Consider the following 13,937-nt stretch of genomic DNA (forward strand, 5'->3'; position numbering starts at 1 on the left):
TCTTAAGTTTACAAACTAACCCGTTACGATGAAAATAATTAAGCCGTTGAATCACATCAAGATAGTTCCGAGATGGATTATTTTTATGTTTGACATAGCCGTTTCAGCTTGTGCCTTTCTACTTGCATTTACCCTATACAACAACTTCAACGTCGATTCTTTCTCAAAAACTGATTTCTCAATTGAGTTCTTATTTTGCATGACTTTAACTGCCATTTCCTTCTTGGTATTTAAGTTATATAGTGGTATCGTAAGGTATACATCGGCGGTAGATTCTATCCGAATTCTATCGACGATTGTCTTCACGTCGATCATCATGTTTTTGGCGAAGTTGATCTTCATTGCGTTACAAATACATATCAAAATCCCCACAAACCTGATTATCATCTATGCTTTGTTTGCATTTACAGGCCTTACAACCTATCGTACCTGTATCAAGATCTTCTTTCAATACACCAAATCCACTAGGAATGGCCGAAAGAATGCCATCGTATATGGTGCCGGTGATTTAGGGATAGCTGTGAAGAGAACCTTTGAACATGACTTTCGTTCTGAAAAGACCATTGTAGCCTATATAGACGATAATGATGAAAAAATTGGCAAGTCCATTGATGGACTGAAGATCTATGGATCGAAGGATTTTACTAGGGCGGTTGATAAATTCGGTGTGGATGAATTGATCATTGCTTCTTCCAATATTGATATTGACATCAAGAACAATATCATCGATCAAGCATTAGAGCATAATATTACGGTATTGACCCTACCTCCGGTAAATAAGATTATCAATGGTGATTTATCTCCGGCGCAGATCAAACAGATCAAAATCGAGGACCTGCTAGAGCGCGCTCCGATCCAGATTTCCAACGAGAAGCTGATGGATCAATTACGTGGTAAGCGTGTATTGGTTACTGGTGCAGCGGGATCTATAGGAAGTGAAATCTCAAAGCAGTTGGGAAAGTATGAACCGCAGATGATCATTCTTTGTGATCAGGCGGAATCTCCTTTGCACAATCTGCAATTGGACCTTCAAGATCAGTTCAAGAACCAAATTTACCATACCTATATTGCTGATATCCGAAGCGAAGAACGTATGCGTTTGCTCTTCGAGACTTTCAAACCGCATTACGTTTATCATGCTGCGGCCTATAAACATGTTCCTATGATGGAAAACCATCCCAGTGAAGGTGTGAAAACGAATGTTTTTGGAACCTACTTATTGTCCAATCTGGCAGTAGAGTTTGATGTCCAGAAATTTGTTTTTGTTTCAACAGACAAGGCGGTTAACCCAACGAATGTGATGGGTGCCACCAAAAGGATTGCTGAAAAATATGTCCAATCCCTGAACAACTTCCTGACCACGGTGAATGGCATTAAAGGGACTAGGTTTATCACGACACGTTTTGGAAATGTTCTGGGATCGAACGGTTCAGTGATTCCAAGATTCAAGGACCAAATAGAGAAAGGTGGACCAGTAACGGTGACCCATCCTGATATCACCAGGTATTTCATGACCATTCCTGAGGCTTGTCAATTGGTAATTGAAGCAGGAAATATGGGTAATGGCGGTGAGATCTTTGTTTTTGACATGGGAAAATCGGTAAAGATTGTCGATTTGGCCAAAAAGATGATCCGTTTATCCGGCTTAACCCCTTTCAAGGATATAGACATTAAATTCACGGGGTTAAGGCCAGGTGAAAAGCTCTATGAGGAGCTATTGAACGATCTTGAAAACACGATGCCTACCCATCATGAAAAAATCATGATTGCAAAGGTCCGTGAGAACGACTTTGAGTTAGTAAAAAATGAAATACACATGCTTTCCAAACAACTGGACAGCAACAACAACCTAAATATTGTAAGGCAAATGAAAGTCATGGTTCCCGAATTCAAAAGCCAGAATTCCATTTATGAACAATTGGATAAGGAAACAATGGTCAATGTGAACCCATAATGCCTTTAAATATTTTTCCTAAATTATTGCAAGTATTCTTTAAAAGTGTATTTTTGCGTTCCGTAATCTATTAAAACTAAGAATGTCACAAAATAAACAAAACGGTTCTTCAGCGGTAAAATCAGGGCCGAAGAAATCATTTTTCCAAGAAAATGAAAAGAGTATCATCTTTATTGTAGCAGGTATCGTCGTATTGATCCTTCTATATTTTGGATACCAAAAATTATATTTAGCACCAAGAGCAGAGAAAGCTGCTAACCAAATGTACCAAGCGGAATATTACGCTACTATTGATTCGCTTCAGAAAAAGGCAATCGATGGCGACGGTTCATTCCCAGGTTTCAAAGAAATTGCTGACGAATATTCTAACACTAAATCTGCAAACGTAGCGAATGCATACTTAGGTGGTCTATACTTACGTCAGAAGAACTTTAAAGAAGCGATCAAATACCTAGAGCAATATACGGAGACTGGTAGTCAAGTATTGGATCCATTGGTGATCGGTCTTTTAGGTGATGCTTATTCAGAAGAGAAAATCTATGACAAGGCTGCCAACTATTACAAAAAAGCAGCTGAAAAAAGTGCAAATGCATATACAACTCCAATATTCTTAAAGAAATTAGGTTTGGTATACGAGGAACTACAGGATTACAAAAACGCTGAGGCTTCTTATCAAAAAATCAGAGATGAGTATCCTGAAAGCGCAGAATCTACAACAGTAGATAGCTTTATCGCTCGCGTTCAAGCAAAACAACAGTAATAGTATTAAGTACTAAGTATTTAGTATTTAGACTGGAGTACTATTAAGTAAAGGAATTAATACTAGGAGGTCAATAAGCATTGGCCGAATACCAAAAATATTTTAATTAACTTTGAGGGCTACCTATGGTAGCCTTTTTATTTTAATTTATATCTATGTCGAGTACTTTAAAAAATCTATCTGATTTTTCCCATTTACAGGTGGGCAATGCTGAGCGTCTAAAATTTGCAATTGTTGTATCTCAATGGAATGCTCAAATCACTGGAGCTTTATTGAATGGCGCATACAAAGGGTTATTAGAGAATGGCGCGAAGGAAGAGAATATTGAGCTAATTGAGGTACCTGGAAGCTATGAATTGATTTCAGGAAGTGACATTGCTTTGCGAAATAAAGAATTGGACGCGGTAATTACACTAGGTTGTGTTATCCAAGGTGAAACGAGACATTTTGACTTTATTTGTGATGCCGTAGCAAATGGTATTGCACAAGTGGGGATCAAATATAATAAACCGGTAATTTTTGGCGTATTAACTACAGACAACCAAGAACAGGCTTTGGATAGAGCTGGTGGCAAGCACGGAAATAAAGGTGAAGAAGCTGCCATAACGGCAATCCAAATGGGCCTAATCCATAAAAACCATTAATGGTATTGTTTTTGATATCTAGGAGGTTATGAAACAAAATACACATACGGACAAAGCAACTCAATCATTCCCAATTTGATTCTGGGGTTGCAGCTTTATGCACGTAGTGAATTCCTCTCATATTATCACAATAATTCAGTATTATGAAACAAAAGAAGAATATAGTTTTCTATATCTATTTAATATTTGCTGCCATCACTATTTCTCCAGCAATCCTCTTGGCGCAGTCCAATGGCATTGTAGATAAAATCTGGAATGCAGTAGGTGGTAAAAACAAATGGGAAACCACAAAATATATCATGTTTACCGTATCTGGGAATAGCAAATACCCTTCAATCAGCGGAAACAGAAAATTCTTATTGGATAAACAAACAGGGAATGTTCGTTTTGAAGGTACCTTGAACAATGAGAACGTAGTGGCTCTGTTAAATGTTCAGAACCAAAAATTAAATCATGTTTATGATGAAAATGGAGCTGAAATGGCCCTGCAAACCTATAAAGAATTGCTGCCTGATTTGATCGCGCAGTACAATATTGACTTGAAGGTGCTTTCCTTACCGATCACCATTATGGCTTCCAATATCAGTTCGCAGACCAGTAGCAAGATTATCAATGCAGAGAAGCTACAGAAGTTGGACTTTTCGAATTTCTTAGGTAATTCGGGTAGTTTCTATGTAAGCGAGGAGTCTGGTTTGGTGAAACGCTTGGATATTGATAACAAGAGCTATTTGGTAAATGGCTATAAGGATATCGGAAATGGTCTGATCCTGCCGACAACCTTTAAGGGATCTTCGGATAGCATTACCTATCAAAAGGTAGCTTCCTTTACCGAAATGGAACCAGAGAAGTTTAAAGCATTCTAAGGATAAATTTCTCAAGAAATAAAAAGGCCATTCAATATGTTGAATGGCCTTTATTTTTGGATTTTCATGATCCTTTCCATGATCTGGATCAAACCAGTTCTGGAATTATCTTGATGAAAGGCTAAATACACGTTACTATCCAACTTCTTCTTCAAACTGGATGAACTAATTACTGAGAAATCTGAGATATCCTTCACCATACTTAATGGCGCAATGGCATAGCCTACTTTCAATCTCACCAGTTCAAGGATAGCATTCATATTATTGCATTGATGTTTTATTTTGGGTTCAAAACCTATTGTATTGCAAAACTCTTCGCTAAGCCTTGAATATTCTGGCGCATAGTCTTGATTGAAAGAGATATAATCCATTTTACTGATTTGATCCATGGATTGTTGACCGAAACTATCCTTATGCCCTACTAAACATAATTCATCTTTGAAAAGCAGCTTCTTGACAATAATTGGATTGGGGATGCTGCTTCGAATAATGGCAAGATCTAATCTTCCATTTTCCAAAGCTTTTATTTGAGATTGGCTGGATGCTTCTATAAGATTGACCTGCAGATTTGGAAAACTATGTTTCAGGTCTTCTAAGATTCTTGCAATAAGTCCTTTTGGTGTCGAACTGATATAGCCTAAACGCAGTTCGCCTGAGACCTGTTCATGGATCAATCGGGTCGTATTTTTAACTTGTTCCAAGTGATCGATCAGTTCATTGATTTGGGAATAGAAATATTGCCCTGCTTCGGTAAGTTCAACCTTTTTATTGTTCCTGTGAAAGAGATCGACCTGCAGTTCATTCTCGAGTTCCTTGATCTGTCTGCTCAGCGGTGGCTGTGAAATAAAGAGCTTTTTGGCTGCATTGCCAAAATGGAGTTCCTCTGCAAGGGTCTTGAAATAGAGTAGATGTCGTAGTTCCATGATACCTAATAAGTATTATACCATGATAAAAATAGTATTTTTTAGGTATAACTGAATCCGATAAATTTGGATATAGAAAAAATAGATTATGGAAAAATCAACATTAGAAGAAATAGAACAGCGCTTTGATGCCGACGTGGAGCGCTTTGCCAATCTGGAAACCAGTCAGGCAAATACCATCGATGCGGTATTGAACATGGAATTGATTACTGACGGGATCCGGGATATCTATCCGAATCTGAAAAATATATTGGACATCGGCTGTGGTGCGGGCAACTACGCCATCAAGACCTTAATGAAAAGCAACAACAAGGTGAATGTGGATTTAGTAGACTTAAGTCAACCGATGTTGGATAGAGCAAGACAAAGGGTTCAAGAATTTACGGAAGGCGATGTTCAAGTATTTAAGGGAGATTTTAGGTCTGTGGATTTACCTGAAGGGAAATATGATGTGATCATCGCCACTATGGTATTGCATCATTTACGGGATGATCAGGATTGGGAAAACGCCTTCAAGAAACTATATGGATTGCTAAATGAAGGTGGAAGCATCTGGATCTTTGATATGGTGGAGCAAAATAGTCCTGAAATCCAAAAGTTCATGTTTACTGATCGCTATGGCGAGTTTTTAGTGGGATTGAAGGACAAAGACTATCAAGAACATGTATTTAGTTATATAGAAAAAGAGGATTCGCCTAGACCCTTGCTTTATCAACTGCATTTATTGGAGAAAGTAGGCTTCAAAAAAGTGGATGTATTGCATAAGCATTTATGCTTTGCTTCTTTTTTGGGGTTTAAGGAGGAGGAGAATTGAGATGTGAGATGTGAGATTTGAGATGTGAGACAGTGGAAAGGCTTTTTTTATAAGAAAAGGGAACATCCAAGGTTATGGGAATCATAGCCTTGGATGTTCTGCTTATTGGGAGGTGTTTTATTGGGCTATGTAGGTTGATACCCTTCCAACCCTACCTTTATCGTCTACCACGGCTAAATTGACTTTATCTCCTTTTTTGATGTTAATACCTTCTTTAGGGAATCTTTGCGATCCCACTTTGGGTTCTGTACCATCGGTGGTATAAAAGATAGTAAAGCCAGGGTATTCTATATTTGCTTGTAGTTTGTTTCCTTTTTGGATAACGCCTACAGACGGCAATCTGTAATAGAAACCATCGGCAATCAGTTCAAGTTTTGGAAGTTCCTTTTTACCTACTTTATTGACAAATTCGGAATAGCTTTGAGCAAAGGCTTTTTTATCAAACTTTGAATCTTCCTCCCATGCTCTCTTAGGCGCCCAAGCACGCTCAGACAAGGCATATAACCTTGGGAACAACATATAGTCCATACGTTCTGGGGTCAATACGGTTTCTGCCCAAAGAGCGGCTTTAATGCCTAATAGATTAGATTTTCCTTTTTCGGTCAAACGAGCTTTGGATGCCAGGTATTTAGGTTCCAATTTCTTGCCCGGCTCTGTAATGGCCATATTGGAGAAAAAGTTTTCGGGTAATAGCGAGAAGGAATGATAAAGATCGGAAATAGCGGCCCATTTTAATCCGGGTTCCCTGAAGTCGCGATCCCAAACCATATCCAGATAGAGGTTTGCAGCACTGATGAAGATGGTCTTGTATCCTGCATTGGCCAATTTATAGACCAAGTCTTCATGACCTCCGCCGATTACATTATTCCATACATCGAGATGCATGTTGAGATGCGCCAATTCATCGTTGACTACCATTCCAGACCCTTTATTGACCATTCCGAATTCTTCCCATCCGGCCATGGTCAAACCCTTGGAGGCACAGATTTCATTGATCTTCTTTACATAATAAGGCCAAACTTCATAAACCGATTTGAAACCTTCTTTTTGCATCAATGCTTGAATCGCCGGAGATTTCTCCCAAGAACCTGCAGGGACCTCGTCTCCGCCCAAGGAAACCACATCTAACTTTAAGCCTACCTCGTCATACATCTTCTTGATATCATCCAACACAACGTCTAAAAAGCGGTAAACGGAAGGCAATGCCGGGTTCATGACATTATCATCCCAGTATTGAGCTGAGCTGTATTCTGATTTGTCCTCGGCTTCATAAAGTAAGAATTCCTCCGCTTCTTGGGTTTTGCCGGCCTTCATCAACCTGTTATACCTCGCTTCCATCGATTTAATGGCAGCACGGGCATGGCCAGGGGTTTCGATTTCAGGAATAATGTTGATATAGTTTGCCGAAGCATATTTCAAGAGGTCTTGAAATTGAGCTTTGGTCAAGAAATGCCCTTCAGTCACATTCGTTCCTGAACCATAGGCAGGTTGAATGCTCGCTCCATCCTGATAGAAAGGAGAACGTTGAGAACCAATTTCTGTCAATTCTGGTAAGGAAGGGATTTCTAAACGCCAGCCCTCATCGTCAATGAAGTGCAGATGGAGTTTGTTTACCTTTAATTGCGCCAAAACATCGATATATTTTTTGATGGTTTCGACGCCTTTAAAATTACGGGCTATATCCATCATGAAACCGCGATATTCAAACCTTGGCTTATCATTGACTTCTAAATACGGAAGGCTTACATCTGCTTTCCCTTTCAGTTGATCCGCTGTAAGCAGGGACTTGATGGACTGCAAGGCATAGAATGCACCAGCAGCTTCGCTTGCTTCAATGGTAATGCCTTTGTTGTCGATCTTTAGGTTGTACTCCTCATTAGCCATTCCTTTTTTATAGAGTATCCTGATATTGGCATTGGCTTCATCGCCATTGACAAAATTGAATTGGCTCAATTGCTGAGCTAGCTCTTGGAAAGGCTTTAGGGCAAAGTTGAAATGCTCATGCACATAGTAGCTGATATCTGCATTGAACTTATAATTCCCCTTCCCTACTTTGATATGGGCAGGGGTAGGAAGTATTAATTGCTCACCCGAAGAGATCCGAGATGCATTCTTTTCAAAGAGTTCATTTAGAAATTTGTTCTGTTCTTCTGAACTGAGATGTAATGGAATTACCTGCGGATGCCCGATATTGATGATTTCCTTTGGATTATTTCGGTTTTGAAGGTAGAATCCATTTGGAGTCAAGGATGTGTGGGTGATCGGATAGGGCGATTTATAATCTATCACCAAGGAATCTTTCCCTTTGATAAGGGACTGATCTGTGAAATCGATGGAATATAAATTCCCATTGCGGTTGTGTATTGAATAACCATCCGTACTTTTCTCCTCAATGGGATACATGGAATTGAACCAAAGGTTGTATCCTTTAAGGTCCAAATTCTGAGCTTCATTGTTTTTCACAATGATCTTCAGGGCAAGGTTATCTTTGGTGTTATAATTTTCATTGAAATCCCATTTTACTTCCAGATTATTCTTTTGGGCATGTGCTTGACCTGCCAACAGAAGAACTCCGCAGAGACTTAGGGTTTTAATTAGTTTCATATGATGTAGTTTACAGCTTAAAAATAGCACCTTAAAAGGGAATCAGCAATTTTTATGAAAAATATTTTGTGTTAATAAAAGTAAATTCTATATTTGCACACCGGAAAACAAAACGGCCCGTTCGTCTAGGGGTTAGGACGCAAGATTTTCATTCTTGAAACAGGGGTTCGATTCCCCTACGGGCTACCAGATCGAAGATCAAAACATACAAAAGCTTGCAAATTGAACATTTGCAAGCTTTTTTGTTTTTATGGCAGATCAAAATGTTCAGAAATTCGCAAACTTTTAGCGAGTCATTCGGTGAGTCATTAAATTTGATCGAAGTACTCACTGAAACGTATTCAATTCACTGATTTACAACATGTTTTATAAATAAACATCTTGATATGTTTTCGCTGCAAGGCTAATTTTGTTACACTTTTAAATGTTAAATAATGAGTACAAATTATTCCTTGCTCTTCTACTTGAAGAAACCAAAGAATTATGTCAGTGGAGCTAAGCCCATTTACATGAGAATTACGATCAATGGATCGGTCTGTGAAATCTCTACAGGAAAGAACTGTGACCCCAATCGATGGAATTCCAAAGCAAATCGATCAAAAGGAAATACCGAGGAGGTCAAGACTTTAAACAGCTATCTAGAGATGTTGAATCTGAAAGTTGCAGCCATCCATCTTGAAATCCTGAAAATGGGAAAAACCCCAACAACTGAATTGTTAAAGGCTAAACTTACAGGTAAGTCAGAAAATCAAAAGACATTATTATCGGTTCTAAAAGATCATAACCTTAAAATGGAATCATTGCTGGGCAATGGATTTCGGGAAAACACACTAAAGGGTTATAGGACGACTTATTCGCATTTAGAAAATTATATAACAAAGGAATATACAATTGCAGATATTGAACTCCGCAGAATTGACCATTCTTTTATCGTAGGCTATGAACACTATCTTCGGGCGGAAAAAGCCTGTTCGGATATTTCAGCAGCAAAATACATCAAGCATTTAAGAAAAATTATTAATTTATGTCTAGCACATGGATGGATCTCGGGCAATCCTTTCAAGTTTTATAAGACAAATGCAAAGCCTAAGGAAAAATCCTATCTAAATAAAGCGGAACTGACAAGAATCGAAAATAAAAAGCTTGATATTCCAAGACTTCATCAAGTCAGGGATATTTTTGTGTTCTGCTGCTATACCGGACTTTCCTATGCTGATGTTACAAAATTGAGTAGAGATAATATTGAGGTTGGTATTGATAATAAATTTTGGATTAAGATCAGAAGACAAAAAACAAACACACTTTCTTCTATCCCGATTCTTCCAAAGGCTCTTGAAATCCTTGAATCCTACCGAGATTATCCGCCCTGTCAATCAATTGGCCTAATGTTACCCATATTGAGTAATCAAAAGATGAATAGCTATTTAAAGGAAATAGCAGATTTATGTGGAATAACGAAAGAACTGACCTTTCATATTGCTAGACATACATTTGCAACTATGGTTACTCTTTCAAATGGAGTACCAATTGAAACCGTTTCAAAAATGCTCGGTCATCTTGATATTCGTACTACACAGCATTATGCCAAACTATTGGACAATAGAATCAGAATGGATATGGAAAATTTAGAGATTAAATTATATGGATCAAAATAAGAAGATTATATCATTTTAAAAGTAGTCCCAAGGAAGAAATCATCCTGGGATTATTTACTATCTACCCTTATTCAGGTTCCAGAGCGGAGGTCAGCGAACTAAAGAGGAAGAGAGAAGAAGATTGGGAAGTGCTCCAATCAGTCAAAAAAGACAAAAGTGATCTCTGGGAACGACTCTCAAAGTTTGTGGACAGCGACAACGAAGGTGCGACCGAATCCATAAAAAACAACAAGTTGAGGATGTATTACCTGTACAAGCTTGGTTTTTTGAACGATGCCATTTGGGATGAAAAGCTCGGTTACGAACAGCGGGCCAAAATATTGTGCAAAATACTGGAAGGAGGGCGGTTGAAAATAGGCACAGCTCTGCAATATTACAAACTGTTCAATTCCATAAGTTCAGCTGAACTTAGAGCCTATGTGGTGGATAATAAAAAGGTCGTCTTTGATTATATTAAAACTATATGTTCTGATATTGAATTAAAAAGAGGTGAATTCATCAATAGCTTGAGAAAAAAATAATAGGGACCAAAGGATTCGCAGACTTGTTAATCTGGATTCCCACAAAAAGAAACAGATTTATCCGTTTGGATGGACACGGACAGGCCAAGTAGAGATCATTGCTAATTTGCATAAAAGAATGAACTTATGATCAACTCAAAAACTTTCTATCTCGCAATGCTCATTGTGGCAAGTTATTTTACCGCGTCAGCACAGGTAAGCACAGCCACAATATCCAATAGCAATATCAATCAATTGTACAACCGTTTAGACACTGTCATTCAGCAGGAACATATTCCTGGTCTACTGGTTGCTATTGTAAAAAAAGACAGTATACTATATTCTGGTGGACTGGGGTATGCACATCTGAAACAACGTCTTCCAGTAGAAAATCAGACACAATTTCACTTTGCTTCCGTCACCAAATTTTTCGTGGCAATGGGTATACAACAATTAGTTGCTAGTGGGAAGCTAAAGCTCAATGACCGTATTCGTGATATAGCGCCTGAAATACCTTTTGACAATCATTGGGAAGCTACAGATCCGGTACGGGTAGTTCACTTGCTCGAACATACCGCGGGCTTTGACGATGTTCAACTCAACAGCATGGTAGATACAAGAAAAAAAAATGCACTTGCTGGTATCGAGGCCATCAAAGCTGTAAGCAATTCGCTCAAGGTACGCTGGCGGCCGGGAACCATGATGTCCTATTCAAATCCGGGCTATAATGTACTCGGCTATATAATTGAAAAAGTTTCGGGCATGCCTTGGGATAGGTATTTAAAAGAACAGATTTTTTTACCATTGAACATGCAAAACAGCTTATTTGATCTTGATGGAACTCATAGACCCAGCTTTGCCACAGGTTATGACTTTCAAAAGGGAGAATACAGGCCAATGCCATTCTATCGTCCGAGCGGAAATGGGGCCGGAAGCGCGTTGGTATCCAATGCTGATGACATGGCAAAATTCATGCTTTACCTGCTCAATGGTAGTGCCGACAGCAGGTTATTGGATAATGCCGGCCTGAAGGAAATGGAGACCATTCACAGTACCTTAGCAAGCCAAGCTGGATTACAAACGGGATATGCCCTGGGCAATGATCTATTCCCGAATAATAAAAAGGTCAGCTTACGGGGTCACAATGGTAAAGGGGAAGGCTTTGTCTCCTGGTTATTCTTTAATCGTGAAGCTGGTATAGCCTATGCAATAGCAGCGAATAGTGTTGTCAATCTCTGGCCAATCTCACAGGCTATTGAAGAATTTTTGACAAAGGACATTTCTGCTCCAAAAGCAGTCAGTCTACCGATAGATGAACAAAAAATTAAACCACTACTCGGATACTATCAATTTATGAATCCCAGAAATGAACGCTGGGAATTTTACAGACGTATCTTTGGCGGTATTGAGTTAACCGCGGTCAGCAAGGATAGACTCGTCGTAAAAAAAGAAAACGGACAGCTCGATTCTCTTGTCCATGTGGGCAATGGCATCTTCCGGCTAAAAGATGATATTCTCCCCGCTTTTGTATTAGCCAAAGATCCCAAAGGCCAGCCCTTCTTTCAAGGTTATGGCAATAGTTTCTATCGCAAGGTACCTCGGGCTTCTGTTTTGATCCAAAAGTTACCTGTCTATCTTGGACTTATGGCTATTTTCATTTATACGGTTTATAGTCTTATCGGCATATTCCTGACGCTCTTTCGAAAAATGAAACTGATAGACCTCGCTATTCCTCTATTTCCAATAGCAGGAACATGCTTTTTTCTAGTCGCTTATCGACTTATGGGACAAACAGATGCCAGCCATAAAGAATTATTTACCTCTTTTAATGGAACAAGTTTCTCCATTTTTCTGGGTATGCTCCTATTTGCTGTTTTGATTGCCCTCAGCAGCTTGCTGCTTTATTTCCGTTGGTCTCGACTGAGCTCTTTATGGCTTCGTCTGTTTTTAGCCTTCAATAATTTCTTTTTATGCTATCTCGTCGCCCTTCTAACCATAAATGGTTGGATCGGAGTACCTATATGGATGATGTAGCTCCATTTGATCAATTATGTTTAAATTCACATTACAAAGATAACTTGCTACGGTCCATGATTAATATACTCTTTACCTTTCATGCTTTTTCAGCTGGTGCATTTCTGCTGCTCGGCACCTTAATCTTTTTGGGTGTCAACCACACTTCTTCCCAAGCAGACCGGTGGTTAGGAACATGGTATTATTTGATGGCATGCTTATTTACCCAGCTTTTTCTCGAAGGTTTTCATGTGGAGAGCGAGAGATTGATCCATATGCTGGAACTCCCACGATGGGCTACCCTTCCCTGCTTCTACTTGGCCGTTCATTACATGGTCAAACCAACAGAAACAATCCGGTATTGGGGACTACATTTTGTTCCGTTCCTCGCTTTCCTTTTTTTCTCCATCATCTATTTAATACCCGGACTTTTCAATATGTACATCCATCCGCTACCGTTACCGCAGTGGATCATCTTGGCTATCAAATATTTCTTCTTCGCACAATGTATCTTTTACTGGGTCGCCTGCTATATCCTTTTCAAAATACACCAGAAAAACATTCGCCAGCTATCTTCCTATACAGAAAAGATAAACATGGCCTGGCTGAAATATCTATTGATCGCACTATTATTTATGATTGTTGCCCGTCTGCTGGCTATGGTAAATTTAGTTTTTAGCTCAGTGGCTCAAATTCTATATTTTATAGGCTCAGTGGCGCTTGGGTACGCAACGCTAACACAACGGTCAATTTACACAATTGAGTCTACAGAAAACCTAATCAACGAAACGGAGCATAAAAAGGTCAAAGCCGAAGAGCGGCTGACAGCACAACAGGTAGACACATTAAAAGAAAAATTATTGCAGAAAACAACAGCTGAAAAGCTATATCTCGATCCTGGATTAACACTATCATCCCTTGCGGACCATATCGGAATCAATCCGCATGATCTTTCCTATATCATAAACAATGGATTGGAAAAAAATTTTTACCAGTTTATCAACGAGCTTCGGACGGAGAGAGCGAAAAAACTTTTATTATCCGAAGAGGCCAAACAAATTGATATGTTTGGAATCGCAATAAGGGCAGGCTTTAATTCAAGAACAACTTTTTATAGCAGCTTTAAAAAAATAACCGGTATCACGCCAACAGAATATATGAAAGTCTATAGGAAACAATCAAATTAACGGTGCACAATGAAGTTTGT

11 protein-coding genes and 1 tRNA gene are annotated in these 13,937 nt (G+C 38.9%); 10 read left to right on the top strand and 2 right to left on the bottom strand.

Going from position 1 to position 13,937, the window contains the following annotated elements; all coding sequences use genetic code 11:
• The first annotated feature begins 28 nt into the window (after window positions 1-28).
• From ACK2WI_RS16745 to ACK2WI_RS16760, 4 genes are all read left to right on the top strand, one after another.
• Window positions 29-1,954: a polysaccharide biosynthesis protein gene (locus ACK2WI_RS16745; protein WP_409151647.1), complete on the top strand. Its 1,926-nt coding sequence runs from the start codon at window positions 29-31 to the stop codon at window positions 1,952-1,954.
• A gap of 82 nt (window positions 1,955-2,036) precedes the next feature.
• On the top strand, window positions 2,037-2,714 hold the full coding sequence (locus tag ACK2WI_RS16750) for a tetratricopeptide repeat protein (RefSeq protein WP_093101109.1): 678 nt from the start codon (window positions 2,037-2,039) through the stop codon (window positions 2,712-2,714).
• Window positions 2,715-2,869: 155 nt separating this feature from the next.
• A complete protein-coding gene (ribH, locus tag ACK2WI_RS16755) occupies window positions 2,870-3,358 on the top strand; it encodes a 6,7-dimethyl-8-ribityllumazine synthase (protein WP_409151648.1) in 489 nt (162 codons plus the stop codon).
• Window positions 3,359-3,501: 143 nt separating this feature from the next.
• A complete protein-coding gene (locus tag ACK2WI_RS16760; RefSeq protein ID WP_312695885.1) occupies window positions 3,502-4,221 on the top strand; it encodes a hypothetical protein in 720 nt (239 codons plus the stop codon).
• Between the two features lie 50 nt (window positions 4,222-4,271).
• Here the strand turns inward: ACK2WI_RS16760 and ACK2WI_RS16765 are convergent, their stop codons facing one another.
• Entirely contained in the window at window positions 4,272-5,144 is an 873-nt protein-coding gene (locus tag ACK2WI_RS16765; protein ID WP_409151649.1) for a LysR family transcriptional regulator, read from the bottom strand.
• Between the two features lie 88 nt (window positions 5,145-5,232).
• Between ACK2WI_RS16765 and ACK2WI_RS16770 the strand changes: the two genes are divergently transcribed.
• Complete coding sequence (locus ACK2WI_RS16770; protein ID WP_409151650.1) at window positions 5,233-5,958, top strand: class I SAM-dependent methyltransferase; 726 nt, start codon at window positions 5,233-5,235, stop codon at window positions 5,956-5,958.
• A gap of 117 nt (window positions 5,959-6,075) precedes the next feature.
• On the opposite strand, the gene ACK2WI_RS16775 is transcribed toward ACK2WI_RS16770, so the two are convergent.
• Window positions 6,076-8,562, bottom strand: a complete 2,487-nt coding sequence (locus tag ACK2WI_RS16775) for a family 20 glycosylhydrolase (RefSeq protein WP_409151651.1) — start codon at window positions 8,560-8,562, stop codon at window positions 6,076-6,078.
• Window positions 8,563-8,676: 114 nt separating this feature from the next.
• On the opposite strand from ACK2WI_RS16775, the gene ACK2WI_RS16780 reads away from it, so the two are divergent.
• From ACK2WI_RS16780 to ACK2WI_RS16800, 5 genes are all read left to right on the top strand, one after another.
• Window positions 8,677-8,751, top strand: a tRNA-Glu gene (locus tag ACK2WI_RS16780).
• Between the two features lie 245 nt (window positions 8,752-8,996).
• On the top strand, window positions 8,997-10,217 hold the full coding sequence (locus ACK2WI_RS16785; RefSeq protein ID WP_409151652.1) for a site-specific integrase: 1,221 nt from the start codon (window positions 8,997-8,999) through the stop codon (window positions 10,215-10,217).
• Between the two features lie 185 nt (window positions 10,218-10,402).
• Window positions 10,403-10,738, top strand: a complete 336-nt coding sequence (locus tag ACK2WI_RS16790; protein ID WP_409151653.1) for a hypothetical protein — start codon at window positions 10,403-10,405, stop codon at window positions 10,736-10,738.
• 126 nt (window positions 10,739-10,864) lie between these two features.
• Entirely contained in the window at window positions 10,865-12,751 is a 1,887-nt protein-coding gene (locus ACK2WI_RS16795) for a serine hydrolase domain-containing protein (RefSeq protein WP_409151654.1), read from the top strand.
• Between the two features lie 56 nt (window positions 12,752-12,807).
• Window positions 12,808-13,917: a helix-turn-helix domain-containing protein gene (locus ACK2WI_RS16800; RefSeq protein ID WP_409151655.1), complete on the top strand. Its 1,110-nt coding sequence runs from the start codon at window positions 12,808-12,810 to the stop codon at window positions 13,915-13,917.
• The last annotated feature ends 20 nt before the right edge of the window (window positions 13,918-13,937 follow it).

Origin of the sequence: Sphingobacterium sp. BS-2, from assembly GCF_046161205.1 — a bacterium.
GTDB lineage: Bacteria > Bacteroidota > Bacteroidia > Sphingobacteriales > Sphingobacteriaceae > Sphingobacterium > Sphingobacterium mizutaii.

What these genes read in the sequence shown, in the direction of transcription:
- ACK2WI_RS16745 (WP_409151647.1), top strand. Translation starts at nt 29, where the DNA reads ATGAAAATAATTAAGCCGTTGAATCACATCAAGATAGTTCCGAGATGG.
- ACK2WI_RS16750 (WP_093101109.1), top strand. Translation starts at nt 2,037, where the DNA reads ATGTCACAAAATAAACAAAACGGTTCTTCAGCGGTAAAATCAGGGCCG.
- ribH (WP_409151648.1), top strand. Translation starts at nt 2,870, where the DNA reads ATGTCGAGTACTTTAAAAAATCTATCTGATTTTTCCCATTTACAGGTG.
- ACK2WI_RS16760 (WP_312695885.1), top strand. Translation starts at nt 3,502, where the DNA reads ATGAAACAAAAGAAGAATATAGTTTTCTATATCTATTTAATATTTGCT.
- ACK2WI_RS16765 (WP_409151649.1), bottom strand. Translation starts at nt 5,144, where the DNA reads ATGGAACTACGACATCTACTCTATTTCAAGACCCTTGCAGAGGAACTC.
- ACK2WI_RS16770 (WP_409151650.1), top strand. Translation starts at nt 5,233, where the DNA reads ATGGAAAAATCAACATTAGAAGAAATAGAACAGCGCTTTGATGCCGAC.
- ACK2WI_RS16775 (WP_409151651.1), bottom strand. Translation starts at nt 8,562, where the DNA reads ATGAAACTAATTAAAACCCTAAGTCTCTGCGGAGTTCTTCTGTTGGCA.
- ACK2WI_RS16785 (WP_409151652.1), top strand. Translation starts at nt 8,997, where the DNA reads ATGAGTACAAATTATTCCTTGCTCTTCTACTTGAAGAAACCAAAGAAT.
- ACK2WI_RS16795 (WP_409151654.1), top strand. Translation starts at nt 10,865, where the DNA reads ATGATCAACTCAAAAACTTTCTATCTCGCAATGCTCATTGTGGCAAGT.
- ACK2WI_RS16800 (WP_409151655.1), top strand. Translation starts at nt 12,808, where the DNA reads ATGATTAATATACTCTTTACCTTTCATGCTTTTTCAGCTGGTGCATTT.